Source organism: Pseudomonas sp. S3(2024), assembly GCF_036861315.1.
Classification (GTDB): domain Bacteria; phylum Pseudomonadota; class Gammaproteobacteria; order Pseudomonadales; family Pseudomonadaceae; genus Aquipseudomonas; species Aquipseudomonas putida_A.
In genome coordinates, this window is the sequence record NZ_JAZAQQ010000005.1 from 89,728 (window position 1) to 107,750 (window position 18,023).

General features: G+C 61.0%; 20 protein-coding genes. 13 read left to right on the top strand and 7 right to left on the bottom strand.

Annotation, left to right across the window (positions count from 1 at the left end; translation table 11 throughout):
- Positions 1-47 precede the first annotated feature (47 nt).
- The 7 genes from VLA07_RS14535 (at position 48) to VLA07_RS14565 (ending at position 7,288) form a co-directional block, all read left to right on the top strand.
- Positions 48-983, top strand: coding sequence for a DMT family transporter (locus VLA07_RS14535; protein WP_333989528.1), 936 nt, complete (start codon positions 48-50; stop codon positions 981-983).
- A 247-nt stretch (positions 984-1,230) separates the two neighbouring features.
- Entirely contained in the window at positions 1,231-4,149 is a 2,919-nt protein-coding gene (locus tag VLA07_RS14540; RefSeq protein WP_097090310.1) for a monovalent cation/H+ antiporter subunit A, read from the top strand.
- The gene (locus VLA07_RS14545) at positions 4,149-4,493 is read left to right on the top strand and encodes a Na+/H+ antiporter subunit C (protein WP_003225953.1); all 345 of its coding nucleotides are present in this window, start codon (positions 4,149-4,151) and stop codon (positions 4,491-4,493) included. The genes VLA07_RS14540 and VLA07_RS14545 overlap by 1 nt, the downstream gene beginning before the upstream one ends.
- Positions 4,490-6,169 carry a monovalent cation/H+ antiporter subunit D gene (locus tag VLA07_RS14550; RefSeq protein WP_098964383.1) on the top strand — a complete coding sequence of 560 codons (1,680 nt, stop codon included), beginning with the start codon at positions 4,490-4,492 and terminating at the stop codon, positions 6,167-6,169. Before VLA07_RS14545 ends, VLA07_RS14550 begins: the two co-directional genes overlap by 4 nt.
- Positions 6,166-6,654: a Na+/H+ antiporter subunit E gene (locus tag VLA07_RS14555; protein WP_115989518.1), complete on the top strand. Its 489-nt coding sequence runs from the start codon at positions 6,166-6,168 to the stop codon at positions 6,652-6,654. Before VLA07_RS14550 ends, VLA07_RS14555 begins: the two co-directional genes overlap by 4 nt.
- Entirely contained in the window at positions 6,651-6,929 is a 279-nt protein-coding gene (locus VLA07_RS14560) for a K+/H+ antiporter subunit F (RefSeq protein WP_003225959.1), read from the top strand. Before VLA07_RS14555 ends, VLA07_RS14560 begins: the two co-directional genes overlap by 4 nt.
- Positions 6,926-7,288, top strand: coding sequence for a Na+/H+ antiporter subunit G (locus VLA07_RS14565; RefSeq protein WP_333989529.1), 363 nt, complete (start codon positions 6,926-6,928; stop codon positions 7,286-7,288). The genes VLA07_RS14560 and VLA07_RS14565 overlap by 4 nt, the downstream gene beginning before the upstream one ends.
- A 127-nt stretch (positions 7,289-7,415) precedes the next feature.
- Here VLA07_RS14565 and VLA07_RS14570 read toward each other — a convergent pair whose 3' ends face one another.
- Positions 7,416-7,856, bottom strand: a complete 441-nt coding sequence (locus VLA07_RS14570; RefSeq protein ID WP_333989530.1) for a DUF3995 domain-containing protein — start codon at positions 7,854-7,856, stop codon at positions 7,416-7,418.
- A 94-nt stretch (positions 7,857-7,950) separates the two neighbouring features.
- Here VLA07_RS14570 and VLA07_RS14575 point away from each other — a divergent pair, with 94 nt between their 5' ends.
- Positions 7,951-8,340: a DUF2946 domain-containing protein gene (locus VLA07_RS14575; RefSeq protein WP_333989531.1), complete on the top strand. Its 390-nt coding sequence runs from the start codon at positions 7,951-7,953 to the stop codon at positions 8,338-8,340.
- Between the two features lie 92 nt (positions 8,341-8,432).
- Positions 8,433-10,565, top strand: coding sequence for a TonB-dependent receptor (locus VLA07_RS14580; protein WP_333989532.1), 2,133 nt, complete (start codon positions 8,433-8,435; stop codon positions 10,563-10,565).
- A 131-nt stretch (positions 10,566-10,696) separates the two neighbouring features.
- Here VLA07_RS14580 and VLA07_RS14585 read toward each other — a convergent pair whose 3' ends face one another.
- The 3 genes from VLA07_RS14585 to VLA07_RS14595 all read right to left on the bottom strand — a co-directional run bounded on the left by VLA07_RS14585 (position 10,697) and on the right by VLA07_RS14595 (position 12,517).
- Positions 10,697-11,713 carry an ABC transporter substrate-binding protein gene (locus tag VLA07_RS14585; protein ID WP_333989533.1) on the bottom strand — a complete coding sequence of 339 codons (1,017 nt, stop codon included), beginning with the start codon at positions 11,711-11,713 and terminating at the stop codon, positions 10,697-10,699.
- 127 nt (positions 11,714-11,840) lie between these two features.
- Positions 11,841-12,038 carry a hypothetical protein gene (locus VLA07_RS14590; RefSeq protein WP_027612962.1) on the bottom strand — a complete coding sequence of 66 codons (198 nt, stop codon included), beginning with the start codon at positions 12,036-12,038 and terminating at the stop codon, positions 11,841-11,843.
- Positions 12,039-12,046: 8 nt separating this feature from the next.
- On the bottom strand, positions 12,047-12,517 hold the full coding sequence (locus VLA07_RS14595) for a hypothetical protein (protein WP_007966910.1): 471 nt from the start codon (positions 12,515-12,517) through the stop codon (positions 12,047-12,049).
- Positions 12,518-12,919: 402 nt separating this feature from the next.
- Between VLA07_RS14595 and VLA07_RS14600 the strand changes: the two genes are divergently transcribed.
- Both VLA07_RS14600 and VLA07_RS14605 read left to right on the top strand, forming a co-directional pair.
- The gene (locus VLA07_RS14600; RefSeq protein WP_027612961.1) at positions 12,920-13,195 is read left to right on the top strand and encodes a hypothetical protein; all 276 of its coding nucleotides are present in this window, start codon (positions 12,920-12,922) and stop codon (positions 13,193-13,195) included.
- A 46-nt stretch (positions 13,196-13,241) separates the two neighbouring features.
- On the top strand, positions 13,242-13,478 hold the full coding sequence (locus tag VLA07_RS14605; RefSeq protein ID WP_095136495.1) for a DUF2789 family protein: 237 nt from the start codon (positions 13,242-13,244) through the stop codon (positions 13,476-13,478).
- Between the two features lie 6 nt (positions 13,479-13,484).
- Here the strand turns inward: VLA07_RS14605 and VLA07_RS14610 are convergent, their stop codons facing one another.
- From VLA07_RS14610 to VLA07_RS14620, 3 genes are all read right to left on the bottom strand, one after another.
- On the bottom strand, positions 13,485-13,685 hold the full coding sequence (locus VLA07_RS14610; protein ID WP_333989534.1) for a hypothetical protein: 201 nt from the start codon (positions 13,683-13,685) through the stop codon (positions 13,485-13,487).
- Between the two features lie 112 nt (positions 13,686-13,797).
- The gene (locus VLA07_RS14615; RefSeq protein WP_333989535.1) at positions 13,798-15,402 is read right to left on the bottom strand and encodes a methyl-accepting chemotaxis protein; all 1,605 of its coding nucleotides are present in this window, start codon (positions 15,400-15,402) and stop codon (positions 13,798-13,800) included.
- A gap of 225 nt (positions 15,403-15,627) precedes the next feature.
- A complete protein-coding gene (locus VLA07_RS14620; protein ID WP_003225981.1) occupies positions 15,628-16,032 on the bottom strand; it encodes a TraR/DksA family transcriptional regulator in 405 nt (134 codons plus the stop codon).
- 414 nt (positions 16,033-16,446) lie between these two features.
- Here VLA07_RS14620 and VLA07_RS14625 point away from each other — a divergent pair, with 414 nt between their 5' ends.
- Complete coding sequence (locus VLA07_RS14625; protein WP_115989509.1) at positions 16,447-17,355, top strand: MurR/RpiR family transcriptional regulator; 909 nt, start codon at positions 16,447-16,449, stop codon at positions 17,353-17,355.
- A 61-nt stretch (positions 17,356-17,416) separates the two neighbouring features.
- Positions 17,417-18,022, top strand: a complete 606-nt coding sequence (locus VLA07_RS14630; RefSeq protein WP_333989536.1) for a glutathione S-transferase — start codon at positions 17,417-17,419, stop codon at positions 18,020-18,022.
- The last annotated feature ends 1 nt before the right edge of the window (position 18,023 follow it).

An 18,023-nucleotide genomic window follows, 5' to 3' on the forward strand; every position in this document is an offset into this window, starting at 1 on the left:
CAACGTTGGGCGCATTGTGCGTCCTGCCTTTTATAGTGCGCAAGGACATGACGTCAGTGAACAGCTCCCCCACGCCTCTTCGCTTCTCCCGTTTCAGCAAGGCCGAGTGCGTGCTGGTGCTGATCACCATGGTCTGGGGCGGTACGTTTCTGCTGGTGCAACACGCCATGACCGTCAGTGGACCGATGTTCTTTGTCGGCCTGCGCTTTGCCGCTGCGGCCGCCATTGTCGCGCTGTTCTCCTGGCGCCACTTGCGTGAACTGACCCTGTTCGAGCTCAAGGCCGGATCGTTCATCGGCGTGGCGATCATGCTCGGTTACGGCTTGCAGACGGTTGGTCTGCAAACGATCCCGAGCAGTCAGTCGGCATTCATCACCGCGCTGTACGTGCCCTTCGTGCCGTTGCTGCAATGGCTGGTGCTGGGCCGTCGTCCGGGGTTGATGCCAAGCATCGGCATCATGCTGGCGTTTACCGGTTTGATGCTGCTGTCCGGGCCTTCCGGCGCTTCGCTGAATTTTAGCCCAGGGGAGATTGCCACCCTGATCAGTGCCATCGCGATTGCTGCCGAGATCATTCTGATCAGCACCTATGCCGGTCAGGTCGATGTGCGCCGGGTGACCGTGGTGCAATTGGCGATGACGTCGGTGCTGTCGTTCCTGCTGGTGGTGCCGACCGGTGAAGCGCTTCCGGATTTTTCCTGGACCTTGCTGGTGACCGCGCTGGGACTCGGCGCGGCGAGTGCGGCGATTCAGGTGGCGATGAACTGGGCGCAGAAAAGCGTTTCGCCGACCCGGGCGACGTTGATCTATGCCGGTGAGCCGGTGTGGGCCGGGATCGTCGGGCGGCTTGCCGGGGAGCGCTTGCCGGCGATTGCCTTGGTGGGTGCAGGGTTGATTGTGGCGGCGGTGATTGTCAGTGAGTTGAAGACCAAGGGTAAGGTTGTCGAAGAAGACGCTGAGCTGGAGCGGGAGACCCAAGGTTAATCCGCAATATCTTTAGTGCCTGAACCGTAGCTATCGCGAGCAGGCTCACTCCTACAATTGAAATGCGTTTCCCCTGTAGGAGTGAGCCTGCTCGCGATGAGGCCATTCCAAGCAATATCCATCTACCTGAAACAATGCCAAACAGAAAATTCCAGACTACTTTGTAGGATTCTGAGACATCCTGGCGTTTGGTAATCAGGGAGCTGGCACGTATGATGCTTCACAAACTTCCGCAGATTAGAAGCCTATGTCCCTGATAGTTCTACTGCTTCTGCCATTCATTGGCAGCTGTCTGGCAGCGGTGCTGCCACACAACGCGCGTAATACCGAATCCCTGTTGGCAGGTCTGGTCGCTTTGATCGGCACCGTGCAGGTCGCGCTGTTGTACCCGCAAATCGCCCACGGCGGGGTGATCCGCGAAGAATTCATGTGGCTGCCCAGCCTCGGTTTGAATTTCGTCCTGCGCATGGACGGCTTCGCCTGGTTGTTCTCGTTGCTGGTGCTGGGCATCGGCGCTCTGGTCTCTTTATATGCGCGTTATTACATGTCGCCGGACGACCCGGTGCCGCGCTTCTTCGCCTTTTTCCTGGCGTTCATGGGCGCCATGCTCGGGCTGGTGATCTCCGGCAACCTGATCCAGATCGTGTTCTTCTGGGAGCTGACCAGCCTCTTCTCGTTCCTGTTGATCGGCTACTGGCACCACCGCTCGGATGCCCGGCGTGGCGCCTACATGGCGCTGATGGTCACCGGTGCGGGAGGATTGTGCCTGCTGGCGGGGGTCATGATCCTCGGCCATGTCGTCGGCAGCTATGACCTGGACAAGGTCTTGGCCGCCGGCGATCAGATTCGCGCACATGCCCTCTACCCTATCCTGCTTCCCCTCATCCTCATTGGCGCTCTCAGCAAAAGCGCCCAGTTCCCTTTCCACTTCTGGCTACCGCACGCCATGGCGGCGCCCACTCCGGTTTCGGCTTATCTGCACTCGGCGACCATGGTCAAGGCCGGGGTATTTCTGCTCGCACGCCTGTGGCCGTCGCTGTCCGGCAGTGAAGAATGGTTCTACATCGTCAGCGGCGCCGGTGCGTGTACGTTGTTGCTCGGCGCCTACTGCGCGATGTTCCAGAACGATCTCAAGGGCCTGCTGGCCTACTCGACCATCAGCCATCTGGGCCTGATCACCCTGCTGCTCGGCCTGAACAGCCCGCTGGCAGCGGTCGCTGCGGTGTTCCACATTCTCAACCACGCGACCTTCAAGGCGTCGCTGTTTATGGCCGCCGGGATCATCGACCACGAAAGCGGCACCCGTGACATCCGCAAACTCAGCGGCCTGATCAAACTGATTCCGTTCACCGCCACATTGGCCATGGTCGCCAGCGCGTCGATGGCCGGCGTACCGCTGCTCAACGGCTTCCTGTCGAAAGAAATGTTCTTCGCCGAAACCGTGTTCATCAACGCCACCGCGTGGGTCGAAGCAGCGTTGCCGATTGTCGCGACCATTGCCGGTACCTTCAGCGTCGCCTACTCGCTGCGCTTTACCGTCGACGTGTTTTTCGGCCCTACCGCCACCGACCTGCCGCACACCCCGCACGAACCGCCGCGCTGGATGCGTGCGCCAGTCGAGCTGCTGGTGTTCACCTGTCTGGTCGTCGGGATCTTCCCGGCGCAAGTGGTCGGCCCACTGCTCGCGGCTGCCGCGCTGCCGGTGGTGGGCGGGACGCTGCCGGAATACAGCCTGGCGATCTGGCACGGTCTGAACGCGCCGATGATCATGAGCCTGATCGCCATGTCCAGCGGCATCGTGGTCTATCTGCTGCTGCGCAACCAGCTCAAGCGGGGCCGCTTCAAATACCCGCCGCTGGTGGGTCGCTTCAACGGCAAGCGCCTGTTCGAGCGCAGTCTGGTGCTGATGATGCGCATGGCCCGTCGGGTCGAACGACGACTCGGCACCCGCCGCCTGCAAATGCAACTGTTCCTGATGGTTTTGGCGGCAGTGCTCGCCGGCCTGATCCCGATGTTGCACAGCAGCCTGAGCTGGGGCGACCGGCCGAAGATTCCGGGTTCCATCGTGTTCGTCACCCTGTGGCTGCTGGCGATTGCCTGCGCCCTCGGCGCCGCGTGGCAGGCCAAGTATCACCGTCTCGCCGCCCTGACCATGGTCAGCGTCTGCGGGTTGATGACCTGCGTGACCTTCGTCTGGTTCTCGGCGCCGGATCTGGCCCTGACGCAACTGGCGGTGGAAGTGGTGACCACGGTGTTGATCCTGCTCGGCCTGCGCTGGCTGCCGCGACGCATCGAAGAAGTCTCGCCACTGCCGTCGAGCCTGCGCAAGGCCCGGGTGCGCCGCTTGCGCGACTTGCTGCTGTCGATTGCCGTCGGCGCCGGCATGGCGCTGCTGTCCTACGCGATGCTGACGCGGCAAACGCCCAACGACATTTCCTCGTTCTACCTCAGTCGCGCCATGCCCGAGGGTGGTGGCAGCAACGTGGTCAACGTGATGCTGGTGGACTTCCGCGGCTTCGACACCCTCGGTGAAATCACCGTGCTGGTGGCCGTGGCGCTGACCGTGTTCGCCCTGCTGCGACGCTTCCGCCCGCCGAAAGAAAGCCTGCAACTGCCGGCCCAGCAACGCCTGCTCGCGCCGGACGTGGTCACCGATCTGGTCAACCCGCGCAGCGCCAGCGACACCGCGCTCGGCTTCATGATGGTGCCGGCGGTGCTGGTGCGCCTGTTGCTGCCGATTGCGCTGGTGGTGTCGTGCTACCTGTTCATGCGCGGTCACAACCAGCCGGGCGGCGGTTTCGTCGCCGGACTGGTGATGTCGGTGGCGTTCATCCTGCAATACATGGTCGCCGGCACGCAGTGGGTCGAGGCGCAAATGAGCCTGCGACCGCTGCGCTGGATGGGCACCGGGCTGCTGTTCGCCACCGCCACCGGTCTCGGGGCGATGGCGGTTGGTTATCCGTTCCTGACCACCCACACCTGGCATTTCGCCTTGCCGCTGCTGGGCGAGATCCATATCGCCAGCGCGCTGTTCTTCGATATCGGCGTGTACGCCGTGGTCGTGGGCTCGACGCTGCTGATCCTCACCGCCCTCGCCCACCAATCGGTGCGGGGTCACAAGACCGCGTCGCTGCCCAAGTCCGTCGCCAGCAAAGGAGCCGTCTGATGGAAGAAGTCATCGCAATCGCCATCGGCGTGCTCGCCGCCTCCGGGGTCTGGCTGGTGTTGCGACCACGGACGTTTCAGGTGGTCATGGGCCTGTGCCTGCTGTCCTACGCGGTCAACCTGTTCATCTTCAGCATGGGCAGCCTGTTCATCGGTAAAGAGCCGGTGATCAAGGACGGCGTGACCCAGGACCTGCTGCACTACACCGATCCGCTGCCGCAGGCACTGGTGCTGACCGCGATCGTCATCAGCTTCGCCATGACCGCGCTGTTTCTGGTGGTGCTGCTGGCGTCGCGGGGCCTGACCGGCACCGACCACGTCGACGGCCGGGAGCCCAAGGAATGATGGCGATGACTCACCTGATCGCCGCACCGATCCTGCTGCCGCTGCTGACCGCCGCCATCATGTTGATGCTCGGCGAGAAGCATCGGCCGCTGAAGGCGAAAATCAACCTGTTCTCCAGCCTCGTCGGCCTGTTCATTTCGGTGATGCTGCTGCAGTGGACGCAAACCACCGGCGTGCCCGGTTCCATCGGCGTGTATCTGCCGGGCAACTGGCAGGCGCCGTTCGGCATCGTGCTGGTGGTTGATCGCCTCTCGGCCTTGATGCTGGTGTTGACCGGGATCATCGGCGTCAGCGCCCTGCTGTTCGCCATGGCGCGCTGGGACGGCGCGGGATCGAGCTTCCACGCGTTGTTCCAGATTCAGCTGATGGGCCTGTATGGCGCCTTCCTCACCGCCGACCTGTTCAACCTGTTCGTGTTCTTCGAGGTGCTGCTCGCCGCCTCGTATGGCCTGTTGCTGCACGGTTCGGGTCGGGCGCGGGTGTCGTCGGGGCTGCATTACATCTCGATCAACCTGCTGGCCTCGTCGCTGTTCCTGATTGGCGCGGCGCTGATCTATGGCGTCACCGGTACGCTGAACATGGCCGATCTGGCGCTGAAAATTCCGCTGGTTCCGGAAGCCGACCGTGGGTTGCTGCACGCCGGCGCGGGGATTCTTGCGGTGGCATTCCTGGCCAAGGCCGGCATGTGGCCGCTGAACTTCTGGCTGGTGCCGGCCTACTCCTCGGCCAGCGCGCCGGTGGCGGCGATGTTCGCGATCATGACCAAGGTCGGCGTCTACACCCTGCTGCGCCTGTGGACGCTGCTGTTTTCCAGTCAGGCCGGAGCCTCGGCCTTCTTCGGTGGCGACTGGCTCATCTACGGCGGCATGGCGACCATCGCCTGCGCGGCGCTGGCGATTCTGGCTGCACAGCGTCTGGAGCGCATGGCCAGCCTGAGCATTCTGGTGTCGGCGGGGATTCTGTTGTCGGCGGTGGGTTTCGCCCAGCCAAACCTGATCGGCGCGGCGCTGTTCTATCTGGTCAGCTCGACCCTGGCACTGAGTGCGCTGTTCCTGCTGGCGGAGTTGATCGAGCGTTCGCGTTCGGCCAACGAAATCCCGCTGGAGGACGAAAGCGAGTTGCTGCCGCGTCCGCAGGAATCCCTGCAACCGCCCAAAGGCATCAACCTCGATGACGAGCAGAAAGCCGTGGTCGGTCAGGTCATCCCGTGGACCATGGCGTTTCTCGGCCTGAGTTTCATTGCCTGCGCGCTGCTGATCATCGGCATGCCGCCGCTGTCCGGGTTCATCGGCAAGCTCAACCTGATCGGTGCGCTGCTCAATCCGCTGGGGCTGGGCGGCGAGGCACCGATCTCGAACGCAGCCTGGGCGTTGCTGGCGCTGCTGATCCTGTCCGGACTGGCCTCGTTGATGGCATTCGCGCGCATGGGCATCCAGCGTTTCTGGACGCCCGAGGAGCGCCCTTCGCCGCTGCTGCGCAAGCTTGAATGCGCACCGATCTTCCTGTTGCTGGGGCTGAGCATCGCGCTGACCTTCAAGGCCGAACCGCTGCTGCGTTACACCCAGGCCACCGCCGACGCGCTGAACAACCCGCAGCAATACGTAATGGCGGTGCTCGGCACCCGCGCCGTTCCCAGCCCTGAAGCCAAAGCGGCGATGCTGGAGGTGCAGCCATGAAGCGCGTGTTTCCGGCTCCATTACTGTCACTGGCGTTGTGGGTTTTGTGGCTGACGCTGAACCTGTCTGTCAGCCCGGGCAACCTGCTGCTCGGCGCAATCCTCGGGTTCGCCGCACCATTGATGATGCGCAAGCTGCGTCCGAAACAGGTGCGCATCCGCCGCCCGCTGACGATTTTGCGCCTGTTCCTGATGGTCGGCCGTGACGTGATCCTCTCCAACCTGATCGTCGCCTGGGGCGTGCTCAACGCCGGTCGCCGCCCGCCGCGCTCAGGCTTCGTCAAAGTCCCGCTGGACCTGCGCGATGCCAACGGTCTGGCGGCGCTGGCGATGATCTGCACCGTGGTGCCCGGCACCGTGTGGTCGGAGCTGGCGCTGGATCGCAGCATTCTGCTGCTGCATGTCTGGGATCTGGATGACGAGGCGCACTTCATCCACCACTTCAAGACTGCCTACGAGCAGCCGTTGATGGAGATTTTCGAATGAGCCCGCTGCTGTCGAACGCGATTCTGCTGACGCTGTTCCTGTTCTCGCTGGCAATGGTCCTGACCTTGATTCGCTTGTTCAAGGGGCCGTCGGCACAGGATCGGGTACTCGCTCTGGATTACCTGTATATCGTTGCCATGCTGATGATGCTGACGCTGGGCATTCGTTATTCCAGTGACACTTACTTCGAGGCAGCGCTGCTGATCGCGCTGTTCGGCTTCGTCGGCTCGTTTGCCCTGGCGAAATTCCTGCTGCGTGGCGAGGTGATCGAATGAATGCTGAATTGTCGCTGTGGGTGGAGATTCCGGTGGCGATCCTGCTGGTGCTCAGCGGGGTGTTTGCACTGATTGGCGCGACCGGATTGCTGCGCATGAAGGATTACTTCCAGCGCATGCACCCGCCGGCGCTGGCCTCGACACTGGGCGCGTGGTGTGTCGCACTGGCGTCGATCATCTGTTTTTCGGCACTCAAGTCCGGACCGGTGATGCATGCCTGGCTGATTCCGATTCTGCTGGCGATTACCGTGCCGGTGACTACGTTGCTGCTGGCGCGGGCGGCTTTGTTCCGCAAGCGCATGGCCGGGGATGATGTGCCGGCTGAGGTGAGTAGCCGCCGCTCCGAGAGTGGTAGTTAGTTTCTACATCCAGGGTGTCTGAACTGGCCTCTTCGCGAGCAAGCCCGCTCCCACATTTGGAATGCATTTCCCCTGTGGGAGCGGGCTTGCTCGCGAAGAGGCCGGTATTGCCAACACATGAACCGGGTCAGACCCAAGCTACCGCCAACAACCCGGCCCCCAACACCAGACACAGCGGCGAATACACCCAGGTGTCCAGCCGCGCAAACCGCGACCCTTTCACTTCCTTGAAAAACCCCACCAGATTCGAATCGCCGATCGCCCGGGCAAACATCAACAACGCAATCGCACTGATCACCCATTGCAACGCACTGTGATGCACTGCCGGCATGCCCCAGCCGACGCGCATGCACACCAGCGCGGCAATCACCAACAATGCTGCCGCTACCAGCAAGGTAATCCAGCCTGACGGTTTGAACGCCGGTCGCACCGTCACCACCAGTCCTTGCACCGGCACTTGCGGTACCGCCGCCACCGCCGCCCATTGCCCACCCAGCGCCCAATACACGTGTACCAGAGCGATTGCCGCAAATATCGTCACCAGCCATTGAGCCAACACAAAGGTCATGGTCGAGAATCCTTTCAAGGGATTTGAACAAAACATCCTAGTTGGCATTTTTTGAAGTGCACGACCGATCAGCGGTACGGTAAAGTGCCGCCCCATGAAATTCACCCGTTCCGATCGCTCACTGCTGGCCTGGATGCTTTATTGCTGCGTCCTGTTCAACGTGTTCGCCTGCAGCATCGGTCACGGGCAAATGGTCGGGATGCAGCTCAACGGCATCGGCGGGCAGTTCTGTACGGTCGACCCGGCCACCCAAGCGCCACTGACCAGCAATCCCAGCGAAGAACAATTGCCGACCCTGTCCAAGGCGTTCGGCTGCCCGCTGTGCTCGGTCGGCGGCGGCATGGGCCCGGCGTTCAACTCCGGCCTGACCCTCGCGGTTCTGCCCGAACAGCACAGCCCGCCACTGGCGCCCATCGTCAGTGCTGACCTCCCTGCCCGCTTCACCTGGCCCTCGGCCAACCCTCGCGCCCCACCGCTCGCCTGAGTGTCTTTGCCTTTTTGATTTTTCAGCTCACTGCGCCAACGCGCGGCGTTCGCCTGTGCGCTGATTCCTAGACAAGCATTCAGGATTCAACAATGAAACATATTCCTCTGCTGGCGAGCCTGTGCGGCTGCCTGTCCCTTAACGCCTGGGCGCAATCCACCGTAGACCTGGCGCCGATCACCATCGACGGCGAATCCACCAGCGAACCAGGCCTGAGCCTCGACCAATCCAGCGGCATGGCCTCGCGCCTCGGCCTCAGCGTACGCGACACGCCGGCCTCGGTGGCCGTCGCCAACCGCAACGACATCGAACGCCACGGCGCGCAGAACTTTCAGGACGCCGCCAACACCCTGCCCGGAGTCAATGCCAGCGCACCACCGGGCTTTGGCGGATTCGTCTCCTATCGCGGTTTCACCAGCAGCCAGATCACCCAGATGTTCAATGGCATCAACGTCTCCGGGGGCCTCGCCCGGCCGGTGGATTCATGGATCTATGATCGGGTCGAACTGGTGGGCGGCCCGTCGTCGCTGATCAACGGCGCAGGCTCGGTGGGAGGTTCGCTGAACTACGTGACCAAACTGGCGACCCGCGACGAACAAGCCGCTGAAGGTCGCGTCAGCTACGGCAGTTACGACACCACCGAAACCGCGTTCGGCCTCAACCACGCGCTGACCGACCCGAGCGCCGACGTGCAGCACTACGCGCGGCTCGATGTCAGCCACAACACCAGCAATGGCTACATCGACCGTCAGGAGCGCGATGCCTGGAGCGTGGCGTTCTCGTTGCTCAGCGACCTCACGCCGGATCTGTCGCACACCCTGGCCCTGGAATATCAGGACGAACACGAAGACAGCCCGTACTGGGGCACGCCGGTGCTCAACCCCAAAGCCGGCGAGTTGAAGATCGACAAACACAATCGCTTCAACAACTACAACGTCGAGGACGGGCGCTACGAACAGCGCACGATCTGGGTGCGTTCGATCATCGATTACCGGATCAACGACAGCACCACCCTGCGCAACACGCTGTATCACCTCGACAGCCAACGCGATTACCGCAACCTCGAGACCTATCAGTACAACGCTGATAACACCGCGGTTAACCGCTCCACCGCGTATCAGGTACGGCATCAGGGCGAGCAGAACGGCAACCAGTTCGAACTGCGCCACGACAACACCCTGTTCGGCCTCGACACCACCTGGTCCGGCGGTTTCGAGTACAAGGTCAACCAGACCACCAACTCGCCGCTGAACATCAAAGGCGCAAGCACGGTCGATCCGAACAACTACCGTCCGGGGCATTTCTACGATATTCCCGGCACCAACCCGGCACTGATCAGCGACAAGACCAACGAGGTCACCACCAAGGCACTGTTCGTGGAAAACCGTCTGGCACTGACCGACAAACTGGCGTTGCTCACCGGCCTGCGTTACGACGACATCGACCTCGACGTGACCAACCACCGTACGGTGACAGCCGCCAACCCCAAACACCTCAAGCGCAGCTGGGAGCCGGTCACCGGGCGTGTCGGCCTGACTTACCAGTTCATTCCATCCGCCAGCGTCTACGTGCAATACAGCACTGCCGCCGAGCAACCGAATGGCACGCAGGACTTCGATGTTTCCACCGGCAAGCAATGGGAAATCGGCAGCAAGTTCGACTACCTCAACGGCCGTGGCTCGGCGACGGTTGCCGCGTACACCATTGAGCGCAAGGACTTCGCCGTGACTGACCCGCTGGACCCTACCAGCAGCATCCCGGTAGGACAGCAAACTTCGAAAGGCATCGAGATTGCCAGCTCCCTGCGGATTACCGACAAGCTGTTGGCCGAAGGCAACTTCGCCTGGGTCGATGCGCAATACGACGACTTCACCGAAAAGAACGCCGCCGGCGCGGTGGTCTCACGCAAGGGCAACACGCCGACCAACGTTCCGGATCGGGTCGGCAATCTATGGCTGACTTACGATTTTTCGCCGCAATGGCAAGGTGGGGTCGATGCGCGGTATGTGGCGTCGGTGTATGCGGACACGGCGAACACCATGACCGTGCCGTCGTACACGCTGTTCGGCAGCTTCCTCAGCTACAAGGTCGACTCGCACACCACCGTCACCGGCCGGGTGCGCAACCTGACCAACGAGGTGTATGCCGAGTTTGCGCATGTATCGCCGGCTTACTATCTGGGTACGCCGCGCACCTTTGAATTGGCGGTGCAGACGAAGTTCTGAGTCGACACTTATCCTGTGGCGAGGGAGCTTGTCGAATCGTCGCACCGTCCCGCTCGGCTGCGAAGCAGTCGCCGATTTGGGGCTGCTTCGCAACCCAGCGGGAGCAAGCTCCCTCGCCACAGAAGCCCATCTCATTTCAGATCAGCCGCCACCTTATCCGCCACATCCTTCGGCACCCACGCCTGCCACACCTCCGGATGCGCCTTCATGAAGGCCTCAGCCGCCTGCCGTGGCGCGGTGTGCTTCTCGCTCATCTCGGCCAACGCCTTGTTCAGCGGCTTGATCGGGAAATCCACCTTGCTGAAGAAATCCGCGATCTGCGGATACTGCTTCTGGAACGGCGTAGAAACCCCGATCGACAGCTTCGATGCCAGCGAACGGGTCGGTTTCGGATTGGGGTTATCGGCATCGGTCAGGGTCTTCCACGCCTCGGCATCGAACGGTGGCTCTTCCAGCTGCACCAGTTTGAATTTGCCCAGCAATGGCGTCGGCGACCAGTAATAGAACAGCACCGGTTTGCCCCGACGGATCGAAGAGCTGATCTCGGCATCCAGCGCCGCACCCGAGCCACTGCGGAAGTTGGTGTAATCGTCCTGCAGGCCGTAAGCGGTCAGTTTCTGCTTGTTCACCACTTCCGAGGTCCAGCCGATCGGGCTGTTGAGGAACCGACCCTTGCTCGGATTTTCCGGGTCCTTGAACACATCCTTGTATTTCTTCAGATCACTGACACTGCGCAGGTCCGGCGCCAGCGGCTTGATGCCCTTGGCCGGGTCACCCTTGATCACGTATTCCGGCACCCACCAGCCTTCAGTCGCACCCTTGACCGTATCGCCGAGACTGACGACCTTACCCTCCGCTTCAGCCTTGACCCACACCGGGCTGCGCCCGGCCCACTCTTCGCCAATGACCTGAATGTCATTGTTGGCCAGCGCGGTTTCCAGGGTGATGGTGGTGCCGGGCAACGTATCGGTCGGCAGGCCATAGCCCTTCTCGACGATAATCCGCAGGACATCGGTGATCAGGCTGCCGCTTTCCCAGTTCAGGTCGGCAAAATGAATCGGTGCCTGTGCCGCCGCTGCCGGCTGCGCGGCCGTCAGCACACCGAACGAAACCACGCTGGCGGCCAATAGCCGTCGAATTCCTTTCATGCTTTGCACCTCGTGCTGTTCACAGCAATAGCAGGATGGCCTGGCAGAAGACCGCAAGCCTCTGAATACTCAGTCAACTGACTGTAGCCGAGGTTCCTGCTTTTTCCGGGGGCCAATCCCGGCGAGGTTATGTTTCAGACTTTTCCTGCAAGCTTTGCAGCTCGCGTCTGACCATGCTGGCGTATTCCGCAGGCCGCAAGGTGTAGATCTGCGCTGCCACCCAGTTCAGCCACGCTCCCTGCAACTCGGCTTTGGCGTTGAACAGGCGCAAGGCCTCTTCACGCGCACGGTCAAGGTTTTGCGAATGGAAGTCGGCGCGACTCACACCACCGATCACTCGCTGGCCTTGAACGTGATCAGTTCGCCCTTGCGCCACTTCGCCGCTTTACCGGTAACGGCTTTCAGGGTCTTGGTCAGGCCTTCCTGCAGTTGCTGGTGCGCGGCAAACACCGTCACCACGCTGTGGCCTTCCTTGAACAGGATCGCGTGGCCGTCCGCTGTATCGACAAAGGCGTAATCGCCCAGGCCGTACACCGTGAGTTTGATTTCGCGAAAGCGGATGTCCATCTTGCCGCCTTCACGGCTGGGCAGCACGGCCGCGCTGAAATGATCGCCGACCTTGAGCTTGAGCCCCGGTTTGTCATCGACCACCAACGCACTTTCGGTGTCGATCTCGGCCACGTAAATGCCTTCGGCGTTCTGTTCGGTGATGTAAACAAAACGCGACTGGAACAGCTTGACCAGCTTTGCACGCAAATCACCCAACACGAACAAAGCATGCATATCGAGGTTACTGACTGCCAAAGAAACATCCCCACATCTGAAAAAGTACCCGGCGCCAAAACGCGCACGGCAAAAAAACGGCCAGGCCAATGCTGTTACCGAATGACTTCAGTACACCTGAAACAAGCGGAGCGCCCATACATCACAAGTTCGCAAGACTACTGGAAAGTCAGGCGAGAAACTTGCCTCGATGTTCGCCAGGCCTTGAAGGAAAAATCTTCATTGAAGCGCAACGAAGACGGACTACAAACTTTAGGGAAAAAACTGACGAAAAAAAGCCCTTTTCCGACATATCGCCGGTAAAAAATTGCTTTAGATAGGCACCTGTCGCCAACAGACACTGGCGATTCTAGAGCAGCGATGCTGCTTCCGACTACCCGAACCGACCTGTAACCGTCGGCTATCTCATGAAAAGGACTTCATATGTGCACTCTGACTCACTTTGCCCAGCCCTCCAAACCAGTCATGGATACGCCTTTCGTGCTGCACGGCACTGATTTGCCGGAACTTGCGCAATACGCACAAAGCGTTCAGACCCCACGATTTCAGGTGGTCCCGGCAGGTAACGCGTTCTTTCATATCAAGGAATCTTCCACCGGTCGTGTAAGAGGTTTCCGCGAAGACCATAACGAGGCGTGCGCCCTCGCCCGCTTGCTTGAATCACGGATCGAACTCTTGTCCAACGGCTGCCTCAGATAAAGAGCGAGCGACAGCGCCATTCCGGCACACGCAAAAGGAGTACACGATGGAACTGCCTGCATATGATCTGAAAACCCTGTTCGACCAACTGGGCCTGCCGTCGGAAAACGGGGCAATCGACGATTTCATCGAAGCGCATCCGCTGGACGCAAAAACCAAGTTGATCGATGCCGACTTCTGGACACCGCAACAGGCGCAACTTCTGAAGGAGTGGCTGCGCGCCGACGGCGAAGAAGCGGTGATGGTCGATGAATTGAACGTACGCCTGCACGACGGACGTTAATAAATGTCAGTGCAGGCTGTCGCCAGGCTCGGCCATCAGTTGCGCGAGCCAGGCAGCCTTGCACTCCTCCGCCTCGTCGCGACTGGCGAACGCGGCGCCACGCCGCTCACCATTGAGCAACACCACCCAGCAGACGCTCTGGCCCATCGCGCGCAATCCGGCGGGCACACCACTGCCAATCATCACCGCGACATCGACTCTGCACATACTGACCTCTCGATTTCATTAGCTACCTAACTAACGGCCATGTTAATGACTTCATCGCAGAGGAAACAGCAACGCCCGTGCACAGATTCATTGCGCGAGCGGTAACAATCTATCAGCGCGGATTCTCCGGCTTGTAACCCAGGCGCAGTCCGCCCCAATGCCGACCCTTGACCATGATCGGCACCGACAAGTCGTGCATCAGCTCCCCGGTGTCACGGGTGTAGGTCTGCAGCAACACCGCCTGTTGATGGCTGCCGCAGCGGATCCCGGTGCGGTCGGCGAACTTGCGTTTGGTGCGGTTACCCACCGCGTCGACCTGCGCGTCACCGGTCAACGGCTGACTGAACGCCAGGTTGTGCGTCGGCACATAACCCTGCGGCGTGCAGGCGATGGCGAAGACCAACCCCTCATGGCGCGGCAGCAGGGGCTCCTGAATCGCCGGCAATACCTGATCGGTGTAGCGGTCGAAACGGGTCTGAAACTTCGCCGGTTGCGTCCCGGGAATCGGTTGATATTGACGGTCGAACAAATCCTCAAGACTGATCCGCCCCTGCTCGACATCCGCCTCGAACCGCGCCGCAATCTGACTCGCGCCCTCACGCGCCAGGTCATAGACGCGCTGGTGATAGTCATCCAGACCGACTTCGGCCAGACGCTCGCTGATGGTTTCCGCCTGCCCTTCCATCTGCACAGCGGCCTCGGCCAGGCGTCGGGTCTGCTGATCGCTGATCGCCAGATCGCTGCGCATCTGCTCGATGGCCTTGAACAGGCTGTCGAGTTGTTCGCGATTGGTTTCCGCGCCACGGGCGATTTCGCCGACCTGACCTTCCACCCCAGCCGCCAGCCGCGCGATGTTCTCCAGATGCTGGCCGGTGTTCTCGACCTGCTCGACGCCGGTCTGCAGATCGCTGGACAGCTCGCGGATCTGCTCCACCACTTGCGCCGTACGCTGCTGAATGTCGGCAACCATCTCCCCGACCTCGCCGGTCGCCGAGGCAGTCCGCGCTGCCAGACCGCGCACCTCATCCGCCACCACCGCAAAACCACGGCCATGCTCGCCAGCCCGCGCCGCCTCAATCGCGGCGTTGAGGGCCAGCAGATTGGTCTGGCTGGCGATGGACTGAATCACCAGCGTCACCCGTTGAATGTCATCGCTGCGCAGACTCAGGGCTTCGATCAGCTCACGGCTGGCATTCGCGCGTTGACTGAGTTGATGCATGCGTGCAATCGAATCCACCAGTTCGGTGCGCCCCGCCGCGCTGCTGTGATGCGCTTCGCTGGCGGCGTCCAGCGCTTCACGACTGAGCTGCGAAGTGGCGTGTTCGGTGGCGATCATCACTTCGGCGTTGCTGACAATCTGCGCCGCCGCATCGAGTTGCGATTCGAGTTTGCTCGCCAGTTGCTTGACGGAAAACGCCACACCGGCGGCTGACAGTGCGTTATGACTGGTGGTGTAGGAAAGATCGCGGGTGAGTTCGGCAATCGCGCTGCCGGCATCGACAGGCGCAGCATCAGGGGTGACCCGCGAGCGCAGGCGCGGCAGCCAGACAATCAGCACCGCCAGCGGCAGGCCGATGTACAGCGACCATCCACCCAGCGTCATGCCGGCGAGCAACAGCATCAGGGCGATGCTTTGCAGGGTCGGAGCGATCCAGCGGTTTTTCGGCAACAGCACTGGTGCGGGCAAGGCCCCAACCAGAGATCCATCTCTCGTCATTTCAACACCCCACGCTTGTTCTCATTGTTGTGACTGCATTAAACGCCACTAGAACGCCATTATCCATGGTCCGTTAGTCGTGGAGTCTGCAGCAGGTCAATGGAACGGCGCGCAACATATCGCAGACGAGCAAAAGCAAAGATCGCAGCCCCGTCAGCTCGTGTAGGAGCTGACGAAGGCTGCGATCTTTTGCAGGCGCCCCCGATTCAGGGGGCAGCCATGGAATCAGGCCTGACGCTGGTGCTTGTCGATCTGCTCGTGACGCTCTTGAGCTTCGATGCAGTACTTGGTGGTCGGGCTGATCAGCAGGCGTTTCAGGCCGATGGCCTCGCCGCTGTCGTCGCACCAGCCAAAACTGTCTTCCTTGATGCGCTCAAGGGCTTGTTCCAGTTGCGGCAGCATGCGCTGGTCGCGATCGATCGCGTTCACCAGCCAGGTGCGCTCTTCTTCAACCGAAGCCGCGTCCGCCGGGTCGGCCGGAGTGTCCAGGCTTTCGATGGCGATACGGTTTTGCTCAATGCGCTCGTGGGTTTCGACTTTCATGTTCTGCAACAGCTCGGTGAAGAAAGCGTGTTGCTCGGCATTCATGTAGTCATCTGCCGGCATGGCCAGCAACTTGTCCTTTGTCATTGATATCTCTATAAAAAAACGTGCATTAAGGCGAAATAGGGAGCGTTCCGGCGAACCGTGTCCGGTCGACGAAAAGGCATCGTTTATTGCAAACGCCACCCGGCACTCAATTTACGAAGGGGCGGCAGTCTAAGGCCCGTTTGAGGCCTCAGCAACTGTAAATACCGGGAATTTGTCCGACAACAGCCGTAAACGGGTCTGACACAGGCTTAATGGCGGTCATCGGAGTGCGTTTATAGCAAGAAATTCAGTCCAACGGCTGTATATAGAAGACAAACGGCTAACCGCTGGCGTCTCATCGCGATTTTTTCTACTTCCGGTGCATCGTTTCAGCCAAGCAGAACCCCAAAAGCCCTCCTAACATCAGCCACAACCCAGCACTTTGTGTGATTTGATCAGCCTAAAGGAAGACTTATGCCCCGCCCCGATCTGCCGGCCAACGACGAGCGCCCCCTCGCCAGCCCCCCGATCAATGCCGAGCGTCTGCTGCAACTGATCACCGACGAATACGACACCCTGCCGCGCCAACTCAAACGCATCGCCAGCTACATGAGCCAGCAAAGCGACCGGATCATGGTCGATCGCATCAGCGACATCGCCCGGGAATGCGAGGTGCATCCGTCCGCCATCGTACGTTTCTCGCAACGCTTCGGCTTCAGCGGCTTCAGCGAAATGCAGGCGCTGTTCCGCGCCGCCTACACCCACAAAGCCTCGCCGGTGCACAACTACCAGCAACGCATCCGCAGCATGATCGCCAACCAGTCGCAACAAGCCAGCGACGGCGACCTCGCCCGCGAATGCATCGACGCCACCCGCTCCGGCATCGAACGCCTGGGCCGCGAACTCGACGACGTCGCGTTCGAAAAAGCCGTCGACCTGATCGTCAACGCCGACAACATCTATGTGGTCGGCGTGCGTCGCTCCTTCGCCGTCGCCGACTACCTCGTTTACAACTTGCAACACACTCACAAGCGCATTCACCTGGTTTCCGGGCTGGGCGGCAGTTATCGCGAACAGATGCGCAGCGTGCGTAGCGGTGATTTGGTCATCGCCATCAGCTTCACCCCCTACGCCAAGGAAACCCAGCACTGCCTGCGTTACGCCCGCCAGCAACAGGCCAGCACCCTGATCCTCACCGACAGCCACCTCTCGCCCTTGGCCAAAAACGCCAACAGCCTGCTGCTGGTGAATGAGGGCAGCGCATTGGCGTTTCGTTCGTTGAGTGCGACCTTGTGTTTGTGTCAGGCGCTGTTCGTGGCGGTGGCGTATCGACTGGAATTGAATGTGGACGAGATTCACGAACAAGCCGGTTTTGACGACTGACATTTGCCTCAGGCTCGGCTAGGTTATGCCTTCCCACCGGTTCGACTTGAAGGAACGCGTCATGAAACTGATCGGCATGCTGGACTCCCCTTACGTGCGCCGCGTGGCGATCTCCGCCAAACGCCTCGGCATCGACCTCGAACATGAATCGGTCTCGGTGTTCCGCCACTTCGAGCAATTCCAGCAGATCAACCCGGTGGTCAAGGCGCCCACGCTGATCCTCGACGACGGCGTGGTCCTGATGGACTCCACTCTCATCCTCGACTACCTCGAAGCCGCCAGCGGCAAAAGCCTGCTGCCGAGCGACCTAAAACAAAGCGCCCACGCCCTGCGCCTGATCGGCCTCAGCCTCGCCGCCTGCGAAAAAGCCGTGCAGCTCTACTACGAACGCAACCTGCGCCCGGCCGACATTCAATATCAACCGTGGGTCGAGCGCGTCGAAGGTCAACTCGCCGCCGCCTTCACCGCCCTCGAACAGGAACTGGAAAAAACCGGCCTGCCCACCGACGGCACCCTCACTCAGGCCGGCATCAGCCTCGCCGTCGCCTGGAGCTTCACCGACCTCGTCGTCCCCGACCAGATCGACACCCGCCGCTATCCGCACATCGCCCAATACACCGCGTACGCCGAAACCCTCGAAGCGTTCGTCAGCACCCCGATGACCTGAC